The sequence below is a fragment of the Candidatus Hydrogenedentota bacterium genome, from assembly GCA_035450225.1.
Taxonomy (GTDB): domain Bacteria; phylum Hydrogenedentota; class Hydrogenedentia; order Hydrogenedentales; family SLHB01; genus DSVR01.
Window position 1 is genome coordinate 1 of record DAOTMJ010000013.1, and the last position, 21,838, is coordinate 21,838.

At 59.7% G+C, this 21,838-nt stretch carries 16 protein-coding genes; 9 read left to right on the forward strand and 7 right to left on the reverse strand.

What is annotated here, in order from left to right; all coding sequences use genetic code 11:
- From P5540_09240 to P5540_09250, 3 genes are all read right to left on the reverse strand, one after another.
- Positions 1–1,417 (reverse strand): DEAD/DEAH box helicase (locus tag P5540_09240; GenBank protein ID HRT65000.1); only part of this gene is annotated, 1,417 nt, incomplete at its 3' end.
- 125 nt (positions 1,418–1,542) lie between these two features.
- Complete coding sequence (locus P5540_09245) at positions 1,543–1,947, reverse strand: response regulator (GenBank protein HRT65001.1); 405 nt, start codon at positions 1,945–1,947, stop codon at positions 1,543–1,545.
- Between the two features lie 15 nt (positions 1,948–1,962).
- Complete coding sequence (locus P5540_09250) at positions 1,963–3,057, reverse strand: response regulator (GenBank protein ID HRT65002.1); 1,095 nt, start codon at positions 3,055–3,057, stop codon at positions 1,963–1,965.
- A gap of 196 nt (positions 3,058–3,253) precedes the next feature.
- Between P5540_09250 and P5540_09255 the strand changes: the two genes are divergently transcribed.
- Entirely contained in the window at positions 3,254–3,397 is a 144-nt protein-coding gene (locus P5540_09255) for a hypothetical protein (GenBank protein ID HRT65003.1), read from the forward strand.
- On the opposite strand, the gene P5540_09260 is transcribed toward P5540_09255, so the two are convergent.
- The gene (locus P5540_09260; GenBank protein ID HRT65004.1) at positions 3,390–4,349 is read right to left on the reverse strand and encodes an MBL fold metallo-hydrolase; all 960 of its coding nucleotides are present in this window, start codon (positions 4,347–4,349) and stop codon (positions 3,390–3,392) included. The two genes, P5540_09255 and P5540_09260, sit on opposite strands and share 8 nt — an antisense overlap.
- A gap of 137 nt (positions 4,350–4,486) precedes the next feature.
- Between P5540_09260 and P5540_09265 the strand changes: the two genes are divergently transcribed.
- The 3 genes from P5540_09265 to P5540_09275 all read left to right on the forward strand — a co-directional run bounded on the left by P5540_09265 (position 4,487) and on the right by P5540_09275 (position 8,461).
- Positions 4,487–5,059 carry a nicotinamidase gene (locus tag P5540_09265; protein HRT65005.1) on the forward strand — a complete coding sequence of 191 codons (573 nt, stop codon included), beginning with the start codon at positions 4,487–4,489 and terminating at the stop codon, positions 5,057–5,059.
- Positions 5,056–6,516: a nicotinate phosphoribosyltransferase gene (locus P5540_09270; protein HRT65006.1), complete on the forward strand. Its 1,461-nt coding sequence runs from the start codon at positions 5,056–5,058 to the stop codon at positions 6,514–6,516. Before P5540_09265 ends, P5540_09270 begins: the two co-directional genes overlap by 4 nt.
- Positions 6,517–6,673: 157 nt before the next feature.
- Positions 6,674–8,461, forward strand: coding sequence for a hypothetical protein (locus P5540_09275; GenBank protein HRT65007.1), 1,788 nt, complete (start codon positions 6,674–6,676; stop codon positions 8,459–8,461).
- A gap of 204 nt (positions 8,462–8,665) precedes the next feature.
- On the opposite strand, the gene recG is transcribed toward P5540_09275, so the two are convergent.
- Positions 8,666–10,711, reverse strand: coding sequence for an ATP-dependent DNA helicase RecG (recG, locus tag P5540_09280; GenBank protein ID HRT65008.1), 2,046 nt, complete (start codon positions 10,709–10,711; stop codon positions 8,666–8,668).
- Between the two features lie 245 nt (positions 10,712–10,956).
- Here recG and P5540_09285 point away from each other — a divergent pair, with 245 nt between their 5' ends.
- Together P5540_09285 and P5540_09290 are read left to right on the forward strand one after the other, a co-directional pair.
- On the forward strand, positions 10,957–12,759 hold the full coding sequence (locus P5540_09285) for a metallophosphoesterase (protein ID HRT65009.1): 1,803 nt from the start codon (positions 10,957–10,959) through the stop codon (positions 12,757–12,759).
- Positions 12,760–12,937: 178 nt separating this feature from the next.
- Positions 12,938–14,062, forward strand: a complete 1,125-nt coding sequence (locus tag P5540_09290; protein HRT65010.1) for a tetratricopeptide repeat protein — start codon at positions 12,938–12,940, stop codon at positions 14,060–14,062.
- 72 nt (positions 14,063–14,134) lie between these two features.
- Here the strand turns inward: P5540_09290 and P5540_09295 are convergent, their stop codons facing one another.
- Entirely contained in the window at positions 14,135–15,247 is a 1,113-nt protein-coding gene (locus tag P5540_09295; GenBank protein ID HRT65011.1) for a Gfo/Idh/MocA family oxidoreductase, read from the reverse strand.
- 223 nt (positions 15,248–15,470) lie between these two features.
- Between P5540_09295 and P5540_09300 the strand changes: the two genes are divergently transcribed.
- Positions 15,471–16,235, forward strand: coding sequence for a glucose 1-dehydrogenase (locus P5540_09300; GenBank protein HRT65012.1), 765 nt, complete (start codon positions 15,471–15,473; stop codon positions 16,233–16,235).
- Here P5540_09300 and P5540_09305 read toward each other — a convergent pair.
- Positions 16,228–17,601 (reverse strand): neutral/alkaline non-lysosomal ceramidase N-terminal domain-containing protein, encoded by a 1,374-nt coding sequence (locus P5540_09305; protein HRT65013.1) that lies wholly within the window; start codon positions 17,599–17,601, stop codon positions 16,228–16,230. The genes P5540_09300 and P5540_09305 overlap by 8 nt on opposite strands.
- A gap of 406 nt (positions 17,602–18,007) precedes the next feature.
- Between P5540_09305 and gltA the strand changes: the two genes are divergently transcribed.
- Positions 18,008–20,317, forward strand: coding sequence for an NADPH-dependent glutamate synthase (gene gltA / locus P5540_09310; protein HRT65014.1), 2,310 nt, complete (start codon positions 18,008–18,010; stop codon positions 20,315–20,317).
- A 186-nt stretch (positions 20,318–20,503) separates the two neighbouring features.
- A complete protein-coding gene (locus P5540_09315) occupies positions 20,504–21,826 on the forward strand; it encodes a sulfatase (GenBank protein ID HRT65015.1) in 1,323 nt (440 codons plus the stop codon).
- Positions 21,827–21,838: the final 12 nt, after the last annotated feature.

The window sequence follows — 21,838 nt, forward strand, 5'->3', positions numbered from 1 at the left end:
TATCCTCAAGAAAGGGCACAAGTCCGAAAAGGCAACTCGCGGCTTGGCGTCTGATTGTGGTCATCATGAATTTGACATTGATATCTTCGTGAAGCCGGTCGAATATCTCGGCCTGAACCCTGAGAAGTTCATCATGCAGACGCTGCTGTGCAACAGTAAATGGGACGATCACTGTTTCTGGCTTCCGTATTGTGAAATCGCCTATGTCCCTGCGACGGGTCCTATTGATTATCCCCGCGAAAGTATGTAGATCTTCCATATCCGTAATGATTTGAACACGTTCCTCAGTGGTGACATCGCCTTCTAACAGATTGGAGCGTATTCGGATAAAATTCGGATTATGGCGGAAGATAGATCGGCCCCAAGCGGTGGCCGCGGCTTGGTCAAGGGCCTCGATTGCCCGTGTTTGCCATTCCGGCTCTTGAATCCGCGCCAAAGATATCGCTTGGTTAATGTAAGGGTTGGGTTCCGCCATGTGTGCAAAACTCTCCTGATCGATGATCAGGTCGGGGCGGAGAGTATTGAGGAGAACAAAAAGATCGTTGCAGCCGAGCTGGATCGGTGTCGCAGTCAAGAAGATGACAGCCTCGGCATGGTCACAGAAAAAGCGCACAGCTTTATGGCTGAACGTGTTCCGATTACGAATATGATGCGCCTCGTCCACGATAACAAGATCAAATCGGGGAGGAGGATCCAAATCAAGCAGGCCCTTCTTGCGTTTTCGCTTGCTGTCAGGTCCTGAACCATAAAGCAAGGCTTCATCGAACAAGGAATAGGGAACTATCACCTTCTGATGTTGCTCGGGCCAGACGCCTTCAAGATCCATCTCGTTTATGCAATAGCGAAGTGTGCCACCATCGAGATGTGTAAAACGTTCTTCGAAGCGCTTCATCTCGTTCATCCATTTGCGCTCGGTCACCAACGGGCGAGGGCACACAATAAGAACTGACCGGATATCACGCCTTGCCTGCAATTCGCGAAGGATAAGACCCGCTTCTATGGTCTTGCCAACACCCACACCATCGGCAATCAATAATCGCGGGCGATCCGATCGGATGAACTTCAACACGGGACGAAATTGATACGGAACGAAATCGATTCGGGCGGCATTGAGTGAATAGAGTGTCGAAAGACCAGGATATTGAATTTGCAACGCAGTTAAGTAAGCGTGAAAATGTTCACAGGTCAAGGATTCACAACCATCATCATGAACATTATCCGCACGTAACTGAGAAGCATAAAAAGTTTGGATTTCGTCATTTACAAAGACCTTGTAACGATTTTCAGGCTTGCCTGGAATAACTGATATCACCGCACCCCGAATAGTTGGAGCTGATCGAACACATACGATCTGCCCAAGCACAAATTCGGAACCATCTGTCTTAATTGAATAATCTGGATTAAACTCAGATACCATATTTCATTCTACCTTTCCTAGGCCGGTTGGACCGGGTTTGTATTCGCGTGGCAATCGGAGAAGCGGTTTTTCTCCGCCCGGCATGAACACAGCTATGCTCACTTGAAACTTGGCAGTTTCCGGGATTAGGCGTCTTCCGCGATGAGATGCGTTTGCTTGAGCACGGCGATCAGGTCTTTCCGGAAAATGGGTTTCTGCAAGTAGCCGTCGCAATGCAGGGTACGCGCGCGAGCCTGGTGGTCAAAATCGTCTGCCGCGGAAATCATGACGGCCCGAATGCGCTGATCGTCGGTTACGTGCATGGCGTCTTCCATTTTTCGGATGACTTCCAGCACCTTGAGGCCGTCAAGGTCCGGCAGCATGATGTCGAGGCAGATCAGATGGAACGGTTCGCCGGCATTCCATGCGCGCTGGAACGCGACCACGGCTTCGCGTCCCGTGGTGGCCACCTCACAAACGCCGAACGGCGCAAGCAAGCCCTTCAGCATCCGGCAGTTTGCCTGCACATCGTCCACGATAAGCGCTTTCATGCCCTGTGCCGCCTCTCATCCATTATGTTCGCGATACCGGTTCCGAATGGCGTTGATTTCGTCCATGGTGGACAGGAACGCATCCAGAACATCGGGATCGAAATGCTTGTTGCGCCCCGTTTCCATCATTTTGCACGTTTCCTCGATCGAAACGGGATCCTTGTATGGTCTCCTGCAAACAAGGGCGTCGAACACGTCCGACAAGGCCGCGATGCGCCCCGCCAGCGGAATTTCCTTGCCGCTCAACCCCAGAGGATACCCCGATCCGTCCCACTTCTCGTGATGGGTCAGGGCGATAATACGCCCCAGTTCGACCAAAGGCGATTTCGACCCCTCCAGAATGCACGCCCCGATGACCGTGTGCTGTTTCATCACGTCCCATTCGGCATCCGTGAGCCGGTCGGGCTTGAGCAAGATGCTGTCGGGAATGCCGATCTTGCCGATGTCGTGCATCGGCGCCGCATAGAGAATGTTGTTGACTTCCTCGTCGGGCAATCCCATCTTGCGCGCGATGGCCGCGGCATAATGGCTCATCCGCTGGATGTGCATGCCCGTGTCCTCGTCTTTGTATTCGGACGCGCGGGCGAGGCGCACAATCGAATCGAGCGAGGCCTGCTGCAAATCCTGCAACATCCGGCGCAGTTGTTCCGTCTGCCGGGCCACGGCTTCCTCGAGCGCCTTTTGCTGGTTCTCGAGTTGGTCGTGATATCGCTTGAGTTTGACCAGCGAATGGACCCGCGCCCGAAGTTCCGTCTTGTCCACCGGTTTCGCCAGAAAATCGTCCGCGCCGGCTTCGAGTCCCTTGACGCGCGCCTCGACTTCCTGCAGCGCGGTCACCATCACGATGGGTGTGTGGTTTGTCGCGCCGGCCTGCCTCAACCGCCGGGCCGTCTCAAACCCGTCCATGTCCGGCATCATGACGTCCAGCAAGATACAGTCTGGATTCCATTCCCGCGCCTTCGCAAGGGCCGTGGCGCCGTCCGATGCCGTCAAGCATTCGTAACCCAGCGGCTTCAACATGGCCTCCACGATGCGCAGGTTCAACGGTTCATCGTCAATGATCAATATTTTCGGGCGGCTTTCAGCCTCCACAACGGCCGTCTCGCTCATATCCGGCAACATCCTCCATGCCGGTAATTGTACCGCGAAAAAATTGCATATCCAAAAAATGCCGGGTTATCCCGTCCACCGCTTGGATGAAAACACCTCATTCGGCTGCCGACTTCGGATGAAAATGCGCCAACATCCATCTTGACTTTTGGGGGCATGGGACGGATAATGGCGCTATTGAACAAGGAGGAGTTTTATGTGGGATTTGTTTGATGTGACCATGCAGATTTCGATGATCGCGACGATTATCGGCCAGTTTCTCATGGTGTTGGGCAAACTTTTCGATATCATCACCGGCATCGCCGATTTTCTGTTTCCGACCGAAACGCCGGCTACGTAATCACCCTTTGTTTCCGAAGACGCTCCGCGCATAGCGCAATGCCTTGCGCGTCTATGCGGGCGTCCGTCCCGATCAGGTGTTCGTCTTCGGGACTGAAAATCGTGCCGCATTCTTCCGCGTGGCGTGCGATGGCCGCGTGGATTTTTTCTTCGCAAAATTTCAGCAATGCCTCGCCAACGAGATCGCCGGCGGCGGCCTCGCGCAGGATCGCCTCCATGTGCCCAATGGACGCGAGGATGCTTTGCGCCGATTCGCGCACGTTGCCCAGTTCGCCGAAATGGGCCAGATAGACGCGATCCGCGCCCGTGGCCACGATGCGTTCGACGCTTGCCCGAGCGGCTTCGGGATCGAAATCGGGCGGCGCGGACGAACAGAGCAGGAAGGGGCGTTTCGTGGGGCGGCTGGACTTGTACTCGACGCCGAAGGTGTCGCCCGTGAACACGCCGTTGCTCAGGGAATCGTGAATGCACACGTGATGGTTCGAATGGCCGCGCGTATGCATAAACCGCAGTGAACGACGTCCAAATTCAAGCACTTCCCCGTCCTCCATCGTGCGTATCCGGCTTTCGTCAATGGGCAGGATCTCGCCGTACAGGCGGTGGTATTCCGCCTCGCCGTAGACGGCCTTGACCGCGGCAATCAGGCGGTCCGGCGCAACCAGGTGGCGGAGTCCGCGCGGATGCGCCACGACGGTCGCGTTCGGACATCGCCGGACGAGGGCGGATGTCGCCCCCGCGTGATCGAGATGCAGGTGCGTCACGATGATGTATCGCACATCTTCCGGGCGGAGTCCGTGTTCGGACAACGCGGCGAACAGGTGCGGAATGGCATGCGCCGTGTTGTTGTCTATGAACGCCGCGCGCCCTTCTTCAATCAACAGATACGATGCCGCGTGTTCGGGCGACATGTAATGGCAATCAACGGTAATAACGGAATCGTGGTTTCGCGTCACGGTTTTTCTCCTTCCATTTACCTGCCGACGGGCGCCGCCGCGCCGCCGGATTGATAGGCGCTGTAACGGTAACACTTCTTGCGGTAAAATGCTTTCCGTACAGCGGCCTTTCTTGCGAGGATACGCACATGACTATACTGCCAACGGATGCGCTGATTGTAGTGGACGTTCAAAACGATTTTTGCCCCGGCGGCGCATTGCCGGTTGACGAGGGCCACCACGTTGTCCCCATCATCAACCTGTTGCTCAGGCGCTTCGATCTGGTGGTCTTCACGCGGGACTGGCACCCGCACAATCATTGCAGTTTCGGCGATCCGCCCGAATTCACGGACGGCAGCTGGCCGGAACATTGCCGGGCGAATTCGCCGGGCGCCGAATTCCACGGCGATCTACGCGTTCCCGTTGACGCGATCATCGTCAACAAGGGCACGGATCCGGACCAGGAAGCCTATAGCGGATTCCAGGGAACCCCGCCGCTCGCGGACGAATTACGGCAGCGCGGCGTTACCCGGATCTTCGTGTGCGGTCTTGCCACGGACTACTGCGTGAAACACACGGCGCTGGACGGTCTCGCGGCAGGATTCGACGTCTTTCTGGTCGAAAACGCATGCCGGGGCGTCAACTTTCCCGAAGGCTCCGTCACCGCCGCCGTCGAGGAGATGCGCCGGGCCGGCATCAAGATATGCTGGTCAGGGGATCTGACGCAATGAGCGCGCCCCAGGCATGGTTTGAACGCAAAGGCCTTGCCCTGCTCACCGATCTCTATGAATTGACCATGATGGCCGGGTATCTCAAGGAGGGACGCGCCGACCAAGAAGTCACCTTCGATTATTTCTTCCGCAACCTGCCCCCGCATGCCGGATTTGCGGTCGCGGCGGGTCTGGGACCGTTTCTGGACTACCTCGAGCATCTGTCGTTCGAAGAAGACGACGTGGCGTATCTGGGATCGCTGGGAATGTTCGACGCGGATTTTCTGGACTTTCTCCGGCGCTTCAAGCCGCAGTGCACCGTGCAGGCCGTTCCGGAAGGAACACTCGTGTTTCCCCACGAACCCATCGTTCAAGTATCCGGCACAATCTTTGAAACCCAGTTGATCGAAACGGCGCTGTTGAACATCCTGAACTACCAGACGTTGATCGCCACCAAGGCGGCGCGGGTCTGTCTTGCCGCCAACGGCGATCCGGTGCTCGAATTCGGCCTGCGCCGCGCACACGGTCCCGACGGCGGACTGAGCGGCAGCCGGGCCGCCTATATCGGCGGCTGCACGTCCACGTCGAACGTGCTGGCCGGGAAGGTCTACGGCATTCCGGTTTCCGGCACGCACGCGCACAGTTGGGTAATGAGTTTTCCGAGCGAACTCGAGGCGTTTCGCGCCTTCGCGCGGCATTATCCCGGACGGCTCGTGTTGCTGGTGGACACCTACGACACGATCGCCAGCGGCGTGCCGAACGCCATACGCGTGTTCCGCGAACTGCACGAACAGGGGATCGAGACGCGCCCGGCCATCCGGCTCGATTCGGGCGACCTCGCCAAACTCAGCAAGACGGCGTACCGGATGATGATCGAAGCGGGGCTTGACAATCCCCTTATCGTCGCGTCGAACGATCTCGAGGAAGACCTCATCGCGGACCTCAAGCGGCAGGGCGCGAAGATCAACGCGTGGGGCGTCGGCACCCATCTGATCACGTCCCGCGATTCACCGTCCCTGAACGGCGTCTACAAACTCGTCGCCGTCCGTCACGACGGCGAATGGATGCCCCGCATCAAGATTTCCTCGAACATTGAAAAGGCGACCGATCCCGGACGGAAGCGCCTTGTGCGTTATGAGGACGCGGAAGGCCATCCTTGCGGCGACATAATCTGTCTCTCCGACGAACCATCGCCCGCGCCGGACGGAACGGTCGCGGGGCGTCATCGGATCCATCCGCACATCACCGTCCGGCTGGCCGAAGCGCGGCGGTGCGAGGATCTGTTCCAAACCGTCTTCGAAAACGGGCGGCGCACGGCGCAAACGCCCCCGATTCAATCCATTCGCGGCCGGGTCCTCGATCAGATTGCCCGCCTCCCCGACGAATTCAAGCGCCTGCGCAATCCCGAAGTTTACCGCGTCCTGCTCTCCGGCGCCGTCGGGCGCATCAAAGAAGAAATGCTCGAAAATCCGGGGTAATTACCCTGGATGCCGATCCCTTGTTATGCGCAAGAAATGAAGATGAGGAGATGAAGGAGACAATGGAAACAACACAGGGAGCAAACAGCACGAGAATCAGCTGATTTTCAAAAAATGCCCTTTTGAAACAAACATTCTTTGAATTTGGAGAAAAAACATGTCAATCCCGATCATCCCCGCGCTAGTCCCTCCTCTTCTTTTTCTTGCCCAGATTTCGGCGGCTGGCGGCAACCTGCTCGAAAACCCCTCGTTCTCGAATGAATTGACCGGCTGGCAAAAGGGAAACTGGCCGGCTGAAATTCAGGCCGCCGCCGTCATGGAAGACGGCAAGACCGCCGGCCGCATCACCGTCTCTTCGGAAGCGGCCATCGGTTTTCCCGCGCTGTACCAGGAGCGGCCCGCGCGACCTGGCGACGTGTTCGAGGCGCGCGTGGATGCGCTGCCGCGCGGCGTCAACAAAGGATATGGCGTTTACGGCGCGATCGAATTCCACAACGCGGCGGGAAAACGCCTGTGTTTCAACCAGACCGAAGCGGCATCGCCGGAAGGCGTTTGGACGCGTCTTGCCGTAACAAGCGTGGCCCCGCCGGACGCGGTCACGGTTCGCTGGTGTCTGATTCTCAACGGCGCAGGCGAGGCGAATTTTACCGGCGCGTCGCTGGCATGCACCGGCAACATCACGCCGAAGCCCTTGTCGGGCCCCGTCACGATTACGGTCACGCGCAAGCGCGCCTGCCAAACTTTCAAGGGATTCGGCGCGGAAGACGACGGCTGGTTTTACAATCCGGAAAATGCCGCGCACGGCGTGACGCCGGACGACTGCGCCATTCGCGAAGGCCGCATCCGGTGGATGGACCCGGACTGGGTGCGCATGTTTTTCTGGTACCGCGACTGGTGCCCGAAGGACGATTGGGAAACCTTCACCTTCGACAGTCCGAACATGCAAAGCCATTACCGGACGCTCGACCTCTATCAGGAAATCGGCGCGTGCGTGAACGTGGTCGGCGTCGAATGGGGCATGCACAGGCCCTTCACGGACCTGCCGAAAGCCGCCCGCGCCATCGTCTCGCTGTTCGAACACCTGATCCGCGTCAAGGGTTACACCTGCGTCCAGGAATGGACGCTGACCAACGAACCGAACGGATCATGGCTTGCGCTCGGGCAGACCTTCGACGAGTACGTCCGGCTGCACCGGCTCGTCAAGGACGAATGCGCACGGCGCGGCCTCGCCATTCGCGTGATCGGCAGCGACGACACCAGCGGTCTCGCGTGGTTCCGGCAATGCGTGGAAAACAGGGAATATGCGGCCACGGCGGACCTCTTCGCGTCGCACCGCTACGTGCCCTTCGCCGACCGCGGGCTCGTTCCCTTTTTCCTCGATGCGCGGTTCGCGCTGATGCGGGAAAACCGCGTGGACAAGCCTTTCGTCCTGGCCGAATTCGGATTTCAGGACAACCGATCCGGCACGCTCGAAAATCCCCTCATGGAGGAGTATCGCTACGCGGTATGGACGCAGGCGCTCGTCCTCGATGCGCTGAACCGGGGCGTGTCGGGGTTTTCGATCTGGTGCTTGAGCGAAGTCTACTATCCCGGCAACGGGTTCATGAACTACGGTCTGTGGAACTTCAAGGACCGGAACTGGCAGGTGCGGCCCGTCTATCATGCATGGGCGGCGTTTTCACGCCTGACCGAAGCCGGCGACAAGGTCTACGTCTGCGAATCCGACGGCGCGCCGCACGTTCTCGCCGCGAAGATTGGCAAGACCCTGTTCTGGGTCAATCAATCGGATCGAGACGTCAGGATCCGCATGGCCGGCATGAAGCCGTCGTCCGTCCGCATCATGACCGAGGCCACGTTGTCCGGCGACCGCGAATCCGGCACAACCGAGGAAATCACGGCGAACGCCTTCACCGCCCCCCCGCAAAGTTTCGGATACGTCCAATGAAATGCCCATAAGGCCTGATAATTCCGGAGAGTCAGTCGCCACCAGTAAATCCGGTGGCTTGAGGAAGGCTCCCAAGGCGGATCGGCCGCGAAGTCTCCATCAAGGGTATGATTTCCGGGTTCATCATTTCTGCGCTCCATGCACAGAAGTTGCGGACAAAGAAATGGAACGGGTTTATGGGGGCAGGCGCATGGCTCCGGCGCCTTATGCGACAAAATGTCCGAAGCGGCGCGCGGCGGCGGCAAGATAACGCAATTCCGACGAGGCGAGATCGGGATCGCGCGCCAGGATGCGCTGCGCGTCGCGCTGGGCGGCGTCGAGCAGGCGCGTGTCGCGGACAAGATCGGCCACGCGGAGGTCGCTGAGACCCGCCTGCCGAACGCCTTGGAATTCGCCCGGACCGCGCAGGAGCAGATCCTGCTCCGCAATTTCAAACCCGTTCGTCGTCGCACAGAGGATTTCGAGGCGGCGGATGCCGTCGTCCGTCTTGGGCGTGCCGAGCAGAAAGCAATACGACTGTGCCGCGCCGCGTCCGACGCGCCCGCGCAATTGATGCAACTGGGTGACTCCGAACTGGCCGGCGTCTTCGATGATCATGATCGTCGCATTCGGCACATCCACGCCGACCTCGATCACCGTTGTGCTGAAAAGGACATCAATTTCGCCGTCCTTGAACCGGAGCATGATGTCATCTTTTTCCCGGGCGTCGAGCCGTCCATGCAGGAGCGCGGTCCGCACGCCGGACAACGGGCCGCGGGACAATTGCTCAAAATGGGATTTGACGGCGATCAAGTTCCGTTTCTCGGATTCATCCACAAGGGGACAGATGATGTAGGCTTGGAAGCCCTGCCGGGCCTGTTCGACGACGTGGGCGTACAGATCCGGTATCTTGTCGGAGGGTATTCGCCTTGTTTTGACGGGCAGACGTCCCGGGGGCAACTCGTCAATCACGGTGATGTCCATGCCGCCGTAGACGGTCATGGCGAGCGTGCGGGGAATGGGCGTCGCCGTCGTGTGAAGCACGTCGGGATACTCGCCCTTGGCCGCCAGCGCGGCGCGCTGGCACACACCGAAACGGTGTTGTTCGTCCACGATGACGAGACCCAACCGTTGAAACACTGTTTTTTCCTGCACAAGAGCCTGCGTACCCACGATTACCTGCGCCTCGCCGCGCGCGATGCGTTTGCGGATCCGGGCCGGACTGCACATGGATCCGGTGAGTTGCACGACCGTGATCCCGAGCGGGTCGAGCGCGCGGCGCAATGTGAGATAGTGCTGTTCGGCGAGAATTTCCGTGGGCGCCATGATCGCCGTCTGGAACCCGCCATCCGCCGCCGCCGCGACGGCGTGAAGGGCGACAATCGTCTTGCCGCAGCCGACATCGCCCTGGATCAGGCGCGTCATGGGCCGTGGCGACGCCATATCGCCGAGGATGTCCGCGATGGCGCGCGCCTGCGCCGTAGTCAACGCAAAGGGCAGCGCCGCGCGAAGCGCCTGCAGCCTCGGCCCGTTGACGACATGGATGTTGGCCTTGATTTCGTGCCGGTGCGCCAGGCGCGAACGCTGCACGCCAAGCTGGATGCCGAGCAGTTCCTCGTAGGCGAAGCGTTCGCGCGCGGCGGGCACATCATCGAACGTATTCGGGAAATGAATGGCGCGCATGGCGGCGCGAATGGGCGGAAACCGGTAGGTTTCGAGCGATTCCGCGGGCAGCGTCTCGTCGAGATCATCCAGGAGTTGATCCAGCGCCAGGGCCATCCAGCGGCGCAGCATGCGCTGCGTCACTTTTTCCGTGAGCCGGTAAATCGGCACGATGCGGCCCGTGTTGAGCCGGTCCTCCTCGTCGCCGGACAGCAATTCATAGTCCGGATTTTTCAGGCAGGGCCCCTTGTACTGTCCGACGGTTCCCGTGAACAGCGCGTGCGTGCCCGGCTTGAAGGTTTGGGCCAAAAATCCGCGCCCGAACCATGTGGCCTGCATTTCGCCCGACTCGTCGCGCAACGTCGCGACCGCCATGGACAGCCGCCCGCGCAGCCGGACTTGCCGCGCGCGAACGGTTTCGGCTGCGATGGTGATGGTTTCGCCTTCCCGCGCATCCGCGATGCGCGAGATCCGCGTGCGGTCCTGGTAGTCGCGCGGCATGTAAAACAAGAGATCGCGGAGGGTTGCAACACCCAAGTTTCCCAGCAGAGCGGCCGTCTTCGGGCCGATGCCGGAAAGCGATTCCACGGGATCGTCGAGCGTCATCATGCAGATCCGGCAGGCGCGAAGAACGGCGCTTGTTCATGTCCGTCTTCGCGCGCCTTTTTCCCATCCATTATACAGGGCGCATTACGGGGCGGAGTCTACCAGCGAAGCGCCGTACCGTCAAGAGGCGGGCGTGCAGCATGTTTGCGCATGAGCGCCGGTCCTGCGCTGTGTTACGATACATGAAACGCTTGGACCGCCTTGGACGTCGCGGCAAAACGCATGCGACCGTGAAAAAGAGGAGTCTCATGATGGCCAGATATTGTGTGTTGGGCATGGTTGTGATGTTGGCCGGCCTGGCGGCGGTTCCGTTTGCCTCCCCTGCGGAACCCATCATCGCGAAATCGCTGGCGTTGCTCGAAAAAACGCCGCCGGTCGCGCCGAATTCCTTCGATTTCATCGTGACGGGCGATTCCCACTCGAACAGACAACTGGCCTTCCAGACGGACGTGTTCAAGCAGATGATTCGCGAATGGAACATCCTCGAACCGGCTTTTGTGATTGAAGTGGGGGATCTGGTTCTCGGCGGTTCGGCCGACAATCTTCCCGTTCAGTGGGACCTTTTCGAACGCACCATCGCGGAATGCCGGCCCCCCTATTTTTCAGCGCCGGGCAACCATGACATTTCGGACGCCGCCAGCGAAAAAATCTGGAACGAACGCATGGGCCCCGCGCATTATGCGTTCTCATGCGGAAATTCGCGGTTCATCGTGCTGAACAGCGAGGAGGTGGACGCGCTCGACCGCCTTTCGGACGCGCAAACGGCGTGGTTCAAGCATGAACTGGAAACCGCGAAGGCGGCCAACATCTTCGTGTTTATCCATCAACCCTATTTCATGGATTACGACGATCCCCGCCTCGCGGACCGGGCGTGGGAACGGCGCTGGAACTATCTGGCGGAACTTATGCGCGGCCACCCCGTTCGCGCGGTCTTCGCGGGACACCAGCATGGCTACCGCTACTTCGGCATCCGCGACGGCGTCCATTATGTCATCGCGGCGGGCGCGGCTTCTTTCGGAAAAGGCCCGGAATGGAAGGGCGGATTCAATCATTACTTGCTTGTGCGCGTGCGCGGCGAACACGTGGGCTGGTCGGTCATCAAACCGGGCGCAGTGCTTCCGCCGGACGTTGCGACAAACGACCGGGCCGCCGAAGTCTTCGACATCACACACCGGCTTGTGGCCTGCGACGATCAACCGGTTTCCCAAGGGCAGTCTTTCGATCGCGAAGTGACCGTTCGGATCCTGAATCCCTTCGACAAACCCTTCGATTCCTCCCTCGCATGGGAAATCCCGCAAGGCTGGAAGGTCGAACCGACTTCGCGGGATTACACCGTCGCTGCAAGCGGGGAAATCGCGCTTGCGTTTCACGTTGCCGCGGACACGCCGGAAGCCGTGCGGCATCCCGTGCCTTCGTTCAGGACCCGTTACGCCAACACCTCGTTTGGCGAACCGCTGGACGTTGTTCGCGAGATGCCCCTTGTACCGGTCGCGGAAGCCGTAAAGGCGGCCGATGCAATCCGTGTGGACGGCGTATTGGACGAATGGAATGCCGCCGCGCCTATTGCGCTCGCGTATCCGTTGGGATTTGCCGAGGGCGCATACGATCCCGGCGATTTAAGTGGAAAATGCCGCGCGATGTGGGACACGGATCATCTGTACATCGCCTTTGAAATCACCGACAATGCGCATTATCAACCCTATGGCGGCGACATCGTCTGGCTGGCCGACGCCATCGAATTCGGCATCGATCGCCATGCGTGGGGAGTCTCCCTCACGAAAAACGGCCCTGAAGTCTTTTTGTATTACAGCGAAGGCCTGTCCGCCGAAACGGTCAACAAGGATGTGCCGCTGGCCGTCCGCCGGGAAAAGGACCGAACCCTTTATGAAATGGCCTTTCCAAAGCGCCTTGTCCAACCGCTGGCCCTTGAAACCGGTTCAAGTTTCCGCTTCAAGGCGCTGGTCGCCGATGTGGACTACGAGGGGGGACCCAAACATGAACTGTCGTTGTGGCCCGGCGATTCGGACATGAAGATTATGCTCAAAGAGTAGTCATCATGACGGAAAATGGATCCTGTTATTTATCATAATTCGGATAATATCCTTTTTTCGCTCAAGATGTTTGGCCATCGTGTTGTTCTCATTATTTTTCATTCTTACGATTTTTCCGGTATAATGGAAAGCGGAGATTTTATACCATGAACGATTGTGATTGCGGAGGAATCAGCCCATGCGGTCGGGAGATGCCCAGCGCGATTATCTTGTCGCGACGGAACTCTACAAGGAAGGGCGATACGAAGAATCGCTGCGCTTGCTTGACGAACTTCAGCGCGACCGTCCGGACAGCAAGCACGTCTTGTACTATCGCGGCTTGTGTCTGCTGGCGCTTGGACGCCTGACCGAGGCCAGTTCGGTTTGCGACCGGCTCTCTTCCCATACGAGTGAATCGGGCCGCCGTCTGACGGCGAAACTTTCGGTCCGGATTGCCGATCGTGTCCGAATCGAGCAGATGGAGGGGTTGCATGGCGGGAACGCCCCGAAGCCGCCGCCCCCTGCCGCAACAAGCAGCGACGATGGCTCCCGTAACTCGCTTCAGCCTACTTCTCTGTCCTCGCAGCGGGCTTCGCATTCGCAAAGCATATCGGAAAATTTCGTGTCGGAGGTTCCTTCCTCTTGGTGGAAGGGGTATGTCGTTGCGGGGATTCTAATCCTTTGCCTGATCTTCGCGATCGTCGCCGTTGGAGTGCACCGGCACAAGGCCATGCTGGCGGCGGAGGCGGAAGCCAATGCACCGCTGCCCGTTCCACCGGGTCCCGTACCCGACAAATATCTGGAAATCGTGAATTTCTATCCGGCGGAACGGGAGCGCCCGTACCGGTTTGTGGTGTTTATGACCCCGTGGGACGGCGCCACGCCGAGTTCCGATACAGGAACCGCGGACGAATGCGTGGGCAACGCCGTCGCGGAAGAATGGAACGCGATGGAACGCGACACGGGCCGGGCCATGCGCGCGATGAACGGCGGCGATCCGCTGGGTGGCGTTCCACGCGATCGCATGGTCAAAACGCTTGTACTGCCGCGGCAGGCGATGGGATTTACAGGACCTTTGCAAGGGAAGGACGTGAAAAATTTTGCTTCCGGCAAGATTACGGATCTGGCCGGATTGATTGCCTCGTGTGGAAAGCCCACGCGCATCGAATTGTGGGAGCACAACGCAAAATGCATTGGGTTGGCCGGGAAAGTGTTGTGGTGGGGGCGCATTGGCGTTGCGGCCGATTCGGGCGCATCGGACAACGACGGCGTGATTACGCATGTGCTGGTGCGTGAATATCCGAGGCCGGAACCGGCTTCATAGCGCGGCCCGGCCTCCATATCGCCGGCCGGGGACCACCCCCGCATCGGACAGTCCCCGGCCGTTCACACAGGGTTATTTGATGGTCACTTCCCTGCCGGCGGCTGCGGAACGATAGACGCCGTCGAGCATTTTCTGGACGGCAAGGCCCGCTTCGCCGGGCGCCTCGAGCGGTGTGTTTTTCGTGCATCCATCAATCCAGTTGCGCAGTTTGATCGTAAAGAGCGTGTCGAACGAGGTCTGATCGCCCACGAAATACGGCGAACTGTTGATCATCGTGTCGTGATGATCGCTGAACAATGCCGGGGGATCCCAGTTGCCGCCGCCTTTGGTGCCCATAAAACTGAAATTCCAGACATCCTTTTCGATGTGGGCGACGAAGCTGGCTTCGATTTGCAGAATCGCGCCGTTGTCGAAACGGATCTGGCCGATGGCGAGATCCTCGACCGTATAGGTTTTGTAGTCCCAATTCGGCCAGGGGCACACAACCTTCGATGGCTTGTTGCCCATATAGGTCCATGTGTTGCCGGATGCCGCGACGGGTTTCGGCGACCCCATGAAATAGTGCGCCATTTCAATGACGTGCACGCCGATGTCAATCATCGGCCCGCCGCCCTGGAGTTTCTTCTGTCCGAACACGCCCCAGTTTGGAATGCCGCGCCGGCGCAATGCCTGGCATTTCACGAACATGATGTCGCCGAATTCGCCGTTGTCGCGCGCGCGCTTGAGAAACTGCGTGTGCGGATGGTAACGGTACTGGAATCCAATCGTGAGTTTCACTTTGTTCTTCTTCGCGGCGGCGATCATTTTCTCGCACTCGGCGGGATTCATCGCCATCGGTTTTTCGGAGATCACGTGGCAGCCCGCGTTGGCGGCGTCAATGGCCGGGGCCGCATGGACGCCGTTGGGCGTGCAGATGCTTACACCGTCGGGCTTGACCTCCTTCAACATCTTCTTCCAGTCCTTGTACAGTTTCGTCACGCCCCAACGTTCCTGAAACTGTTTCAGCCGTTCGGGCAGAATATCCACGCCCGCGACCACTTCGACGTCGGGCATTTGGCGTAACGCCGCCATGTGCGTCTGGCAAATCCCGCCGCACCCGATGAAGGCCACGCGGAATTTCTTGCCCTCGTATTTTTTTTCCACCTTCATTGCCAACGACTCGGTGCCCACGCTTTTTTCCGCCATAATCTCCTACCTTCCTGCTTATGTGCTCCACCCGGAGCACGTTGCCGATATCCTTTTCGCGCCACACGGCGCACCGGTTGCATACGTTACAACGTTTGGGCCCGGCAATGCCACTTCCCGAATGTGTTCAGTCGGCTCGGTCGGATCGGTTTGCGCGGTTGACATGGCGCGCGTTTGCGCTTATCGTTGCAGGGCTGGCATCGAACCCACGGAGGAAGCCGACATGCCGATAGCGGATTTCAGTTTGAAGGACAAAGTAGCGGTAATTACGGGCGCGAGCCGGGGAATCGGCGAATCCATCGCGCGCGGAATGGCGGAATACGGCGCCACGGTGGTGCTGGCGGCGCGCAACATGCCGGGGCTTGAACCGGTTGCCCAGGCCATTAACGATGGCGGCGGCCGCGCGCTGGCCGTTTCGTGCCACACGGGCAGGCCCGATCAGATCGCGGCGCTCTTCGATCGTGTACAATCCGAATTCGGTCGGATTGACGTGCTGGTCAACAATGCCGCGACGAATCCCTATTTCGGGCCTGTCATTGACGCTTCGGAATCGGTTTTCGACAAGACGTTCGAAGTCAACGTCAAGGGATATTTCCTGATGAGCCAGCATGCGGCACGCATGATGGTCGCGCGGGGCAGCGGCTCGATCATCAACATCGCGTCAATCGTGGGCGTGTCGCCCGCGCCGCTCCAGGGCGTCTACGCGATGACGAAGGCCGCCGTGATTTCGATGACGAAGGTCTTCGCGAAGGAACTGGGCGGCGCCGGGGTCCGGTGCAACGCGATCTGTCCCGGTTTGACGGAAACGAAATTTGCGCGCGTGTTGATTGACACGCCTGAAATCTACCAGATCTTCGTGCGCGATTTGCCGATGGGACGCCATGCGCAACCGTCCGAGATGGTCGGCGCCGCCATCTATCTCGCGTCGGACGCGTCCAGTTACACCACCGGCGCCATTATTGCCTGCGACGGCGGACGCCTTATTTGACGGGCGGATCGCTCTTCGCGAGTTCATAAACAGCATTCAGGATGCGCGATTCGATGCCTTCCGCCCACGGGCTTGGCAGTCCGTAGGCCATTTGCGCCGATCCGCCCTCGTATCCCCCTTCCTTCAGGATGCGTTCCGACGGAATGTAGGCCATGACATCATTGCAGTATCCCATGACAAAAACATCGCGGCCCAGTTCCTTTTTGATCGCGACGGCATAATCCACCACGACCTCTCCTCCAAGCGCCACCATCGTCAGGCCGCCCAAACGCCAGACATGGATCGGATACACATACGACGAGGGAAGCGATTTGCCCGCATCGAGATCCGCCAGAAACGCCTTGGCGGCGGCGGCCTGCCAGGAACTGCCCGCCGCCAGTTCCGCCCAGTGATCGCGCGAAGGCGCCGGCGCCAGCGCCAACTCGACTTCCGTCTGCTTCAGGTCAAGCCGGCCATCGATCGGCGTCATTGGATCTTCCAACACACGTTCGACCGCAGCCGCCAATTCGCGTCCGTATTGCCGGGCCAGGGCGACGGTGCGGCGCGGCAGGGGATTCTGGTCCGCGCCGCAACCCGCGAAGAACAGCGCGGTCGCGCCGGGATGCGCCGCCTCCAACTCCGCCTGGGCAAATCCCGGATAATCGCCCGACCATTGGTAGATGTCGAGCGTGGTCGCGTGGCACGCGTACCCGAACAGAACCGCCAAAAGACCGCCGTCCGCGCGATCCACCCTGAGCACGGGAACCGCGTGGTCCACGGGCCCCTTGAGATCGTGCGTGTCGAGTATTTCCGCTTCGCGGTTATTCCGTCGGTTCACCGCAAAGCGCGCAACGCCGTTCGCGGAAGACAGGCGCGCCGGCGCCAGCGCGTCGAAGGCCGCGGCGGCGCATTCGACGACGCGATCCTCGAATTGAACCGAATACCGTTCGATGGCCTCGACGTGCGCGCCGTTCAACGGATAAATCGCCGACAGCGAATCGCGCAGCACCGGCCCGCTATGGGTATGCGAACCGCATAGAACAACCTGCTCGCGTTCAAGGCCGAGGGACGCTTTCAGCCGTCCGCGGACGCGTTCCGCAAGGTCCCGGGGAAAACCGAGGGTGTCGCTTGTTACGATGAGGGCTTTCCGGCCCGATGCGTCTTCGATCGCCAGCGCCTTTACGAACAGCGTCAACAGTGTGCCGTCCGCCTCGTGCGTCCGCGAGGCGTAACCGGCCATCCACACCGGTTCGCCCGGCGTGATGTCGGCGCGTGCGACACCGGCCTTCCACCCAGTCGTCTCGACTCCTTGGTTCGTCACCGGCGCCGCCAGCAACACACAACCCGCCACCCATGCGCCCGCCATCAATCCGTGCATATCGTGCATGTCCTTTTCCGTTCGACGCGTCCGGCCAATGAAAATATTCCACAACACACCCCGGCCGCCATGTCATTTCCTACAGATGCAGTATATACCGAACCGGCTGGCCGGTGCAGGCAATCCAAAAGCGCACCATGGTTTGCGAAGAAACGCCGAGGTGATCCCTTCCCAGCAACATGATGTTTCAAAGGGTATACCGTTGTATTTCAGGATATCCTGAAGGGGAGGGATTTTCGTTGTCTGATGACGACAAGGGGCACGGGAAAGGGCGGGTGCGATGTTCAATCGTCTCCGTAACGTCCATGAAAATGCCATGTTTTGATCCGCCGTTCGGCGCGTCCTATAATACGGTTCGTAGTTCCGCATTGGGTATTGCCCTCCGGAAAACGCTTACCAAAGGAGCAGGTGCAGTATGTTTACGATTTGCAAGGCCGAAGTTCTGGCGGACAAGGTAAAGGCATTCGAGGTCGAGGCGCCGCATATCGCCCGGACGGCGAAACCGGGCAATTTCGTGCTGGTGCGAAGCGATGAAAAAGGGGAACGGATTCCACTGACCATTGCGGACAGCGACGCCAAGGCCGGCACCATCACGCTGGTGCTGCAGGAAGTCGGCAAGGGCACGATCAAACTAGGCGGGTTCAAGGTCGGCGAGGCGTTTGCGGATGTCGTGGGACCGCTGGGCAAGGATCGCGAGTTTCACGAGGGTGGAAAAACCATCTGTTGTGTTTCGGGCGGGCTCGGCGTCGCGCCGATGTATCCGCAGACCAAGGCGGCCAAGGCCGCGGGCAACCGCGTCATTTCGATCATCGGCGCGCGGAACACATCGCTGTTCTTCTGGCAGGATCGCGTCGAGGCCGCCAGCGACGAAACCTATTACATCACGGATGACGGTTCATCGGGCCGGAAAGGATTCGCGACGCAGATCCTCGAGGAATTGATCCAAAAAGGCGAGAAGTTTGACGAAGTCATCGCGATCGGCCCCGTGCCGCACATGAAGGCGGTCGTGAATTGCTGCAAGAAATACAACCTGCCGGTCGTGGTCAGCCTCAACCCCATCATGGTGGACGGCACGGGCATGTGCGGCGGTTGCCGCGTCACCGTGGGGGGCAAGACCAAGTATGCGTGCGTGGACGGCCCGGAATTCGACGGCGCGGAAGTAGATTTCGACGAGTTGATGGCGCGGCAGGGCGCCTATCGCGCCCTGGAGCGCAAAGCCGTCGAGGAGCCGGCCCCGGCATACGATCCCGGCCACGTTTGCAAACTGGAAGCCGCGGCGATTGCGATCGAAAACGGCCGGCGCAAGACCCCTTTGGATTTCGAGAAGGAGAGTGTCTCGCTGGTCGCGAACGCCATCGGCAAGATGGCGCACCGTCGCGGGAGTTTCGACGAGGTCAACGAAGGATATACCGAGGAACGTGCCGTGGCCGAGGCTTTGCGGTGCCGTTTGTGTAAACGGCCCTCGTGCATGAAGGGGTGCCCCGTCGAGGTGAATATTCCCGGATTCATCCAAGCCATCCAGGAACGCGATTTTGCGCGGGCCGCGTTCATTCTGAAGGAGAAGAACAACCTGCCCGCGATTTGCGGGCGCGTCTGTCCCCAGGAAAACCAATGTGAAAAAACCTGTGTCCTCGCTCGGAGTTCGACGCCGGTCACCATCGGGCGTCTCGAACGTTTTGCGGCGGATTGGGAAGCGCTCCATGCGCCTGTCGTACCGAACATCGCGCCGCCGAATCACCGCAAGGTGGCCGTAATCGGCTGCGGGCCGGGCGGGTTGACCTGCGCGGGCGACCTCGCGCGCATGGGATACGATGTGACGATTTTCGAGGCCTTCCACGACACCGGCGGCGTGCTTCGCTACGGAATCCCCGAATTCCGTCTGCCGAAGGTGATAGTCGATCGCGAGGTCGCCTATGTAAAGAGCCTCGGCGTCAAGATTGAACTCGACATGATTATCGGCAAGTCCATTACGATTGCCGAACTGTTTGCGCAGGGATTCGAGGCCGTGTTCATCGCCGTCGGCGCGGGCGCGCCCATGTTCCTGAATATTCCCGGCGAAAATCTCATCGGCGTCCTTAGCGCGAACGAACTCCTGACGCGCGTCAACCTGATGAAAGCCTACCGGTCCGATTACGACACGCCCGTGGTCGTCGGCGAGAACGTCGCCGTCATCGGGGCCGGCAACGTCGCGATGGACGCCGCGCGCACCTCGTTGCGCCTTGGCGCCAAGCGTGTCACCATCGTCTACCGCCGTTCCGACCAGGAAATCCCCGCCCGGGCCGAGGAGGTCGAAAACGCGAAAGAGGAAGGCGTCGTTTTCCGCCTGTTGACGGCGCCGGTTCGCATCATCGGCGACGAGAAGAACCATGTTTGCGGCATGGAGTGCATCAAGATGGAACTCGGCGAGCCGGACGCCTCCGGACGCCGCCGCCCCGTGCCCGTGCCCGGTTCGGAATTCATTCTCGAATGCGACATGGCCATTCCCGCGCTCGGCACGGTCGCCAATCCGCTCCTGACCAGCAACACCAAGGGTCTCGAACTCAACAAGTGGGGCAATATCGTGGCCGATCCGGAGACCTGCGCGACCAGCCTGCCCGGTGTGTACGCCGGCGGCGATATCGTGACCGGCGCGGCAACCGTCATCGAGGCCATGGGCGCCGGAAAGCGGGCCGCCAAGTCCATCCACGCCTACCTCGACGCCAAGAAGGCCGCCGCGGCGGTATAGTCGTCCTTGTGAAAACGTGAGGGCAGCGCGTCATCCGGAATTCGGCGATAGGCTTGGCCGGCGATACGGCGGGCGATATGAATGCACGAAAAAGATCCTTTCCCCCTTGGCGTCGCTCCTGATGCCGTGTGCTGGAAAGCCCCCCGCGCGTCGAGTATGATCCGCGTATGGCCGAGGATGGTTGATGTGAACGTTTTATTGATTGTGGTGGATACGCTTCGGGCGGATCACCTGGGGTGTTACGGCTATTCGCGCAACACGTCGCCGCACATTGACGACTGGGCCGCGGGCGGGGTTGTGTTTGATGCGATGATCGCCCCGGCCATTCCAACGCATCCCTCCTTCACCACGATGAACACGGGGCAATATCCCATCACGCACGGCATCGTGGCGCACGGCGGCGAACGCGCGATCCCGCGGACCGCGCCGTGGCTGCCGTCGTTGCTGCAGAAAAACGGATACACGACCTGCGCGATCGACAACCTCGGCGAATGGCGCTTCGGTTTCTCGCAGGGTTATGAGTTTTATATCGACCCGACCCGCCGCCGGGCATTGAGCATCAATTGCGACAACCGCGAGATCAACCGACGCGCGATTCCATGGCTCAAGGCGCATGCCAAAGAGCGATTCTTCATGATGGTTCATTACTGGGACCCGCACACGCCCTACCTGCCGCCGCGCGCCTACCGAAACCTTTTCTACTCGGGCGATCCGCACGCGCCGGACAATCACACGCTTGACGGCCTCATGGATCATCCGTTGGGGCGGACATGGCAGGAAACGTGGTTTGCCAAACTCGGCGGTTCCATTACCGACGCGGCCTATCTCGAAGCGCTGTACGATGCCGAAATCCGGTTTTGCGACGAAGGCATCGCCAAACTGCTCAAAACCGTCGAGTCCCTCGGCATTGCCGACGATACCGTGGTGATTCTGACGAGCGACCATGGCGAGTTGATGTTTCGCCACAAGGTCTTTTTCGACCATCACGGGCTTTACGACGGCAACCTGCACGTGCCGTTGATTGTGCGGCATCCCCGTTTTGCGCCGAAACGTGTGCCGCATATCGTGGGGCACATGGATCTTGCGCCCACCATTCTCGACTTGTGCGGCGTGCCGGTGCCCGGCGCCATGGAGGGCGAGAGCCTTGCCGCCATGCTGCGCGAGGATTCCTCCAAGCCCGTGCGCGAGTATGCCGTCAGCCAGGAATGCACCTGGCAGATGAAGTGGTCGCTGCGAACGAAAACCCACAAGTTCATCCTTGCGCGCGAGGACGATTTTTACCGGACGCCGTCGCGGGAATTGTACGACCTTGCCGCCGACCCGCGGGAGTTGCACAACATTGCGGAAACCGATCCCGAAACCGCGCGGGAGATGGAACGCACGCTTGAATCGTGGATTGCCGAAAAGATGGCCCGGAACGGTCTGGCGCAAGACCCGCTTGTCGCACACGGCATTACCCTCGGAAAGGCGTGGAAAGATCGGCGGGATCCCACGACACGGTCCGGATAATCGAAGGGAGTG

Coding starts and splice junctions, on each gene's coding strand:
- P5540_09245 (HRT65001.1), bottom strand. CDS start 1,947: ATGAAAGCGCTTATCGTGGACGATGTGCAGGCAAACTGCCGGATGCTG.
- P5540_09250 (HRT65002.1), bottom strand. CDS start 3,057: ATGAGCGAGACGGCCGTTGTGGAGGCTGAAAGCCGCCCGAAAATATTG.
- P5540_09255 (HRT65003.1), top strand. CDS start 3,254: ATGTGGGATTTGTTTGATGTGACCATGCAGATTTCGATGATCGCGACG.
- P5540_09270 (HRT65006.1), top strand. CDS start 5,056: ATGAGCGCGCCCCAGGCATGGTTTGAACGCAAAGGCCTTGCCCTGCTC.
- P5540_09275 (HRT65007.1), top strand. CDS start 6,674: ATGTCAATCCCGATCATCCCCGCGCTAGTCCCTCCTCTTCTTTTTCTT.
- recG (HRT65008.1), bottom strand. CDS start 10,711: ATGATGACGCTCGACGATCCCGTGGAATCGCTTTCCGGCATCGGCCCG.
- P5540_09285 (HRT65009.1), top strand. CDS start 10,957: ATGATGGCCAGATATTGTGTGTTGGGCATGGTTGTGATGTTGGCCGGC.
- P5540_09290 (HRT65010.1), top strand. CDS start 12,938: ATGCGGTCGGGAGATGCCCAGCGCGATTATCTTGTCGCGACGGAACTC.
- P5540_09295 (HRT65011.1), bottom strand. CDS start 15,247: ATGGCGGAAAAAAGCGTGGGCACCGAGTCGTTGGCAATGAAGGTGGAA.
- P5540_09300 (HRT65012.1), top strand. CDS start 15,471: ATGCCGATAGCGGATTTCAGTTTGAAGGACAAAGTAGCGGTAATTACG.
- P5540_09305 (HRT65013.1), bottom strand. CDS start 17,601: ATGCACGATATGCACGGATTGATGGCGGGCGCATGGGTGGCGGGTTGT.
- gltA (HRT65014.1), top strand. CDS start 18,008: ATGTTTACGATTTGCAAGGCCGAAGTTCTGGCGGACAAGGTAAAGGCA.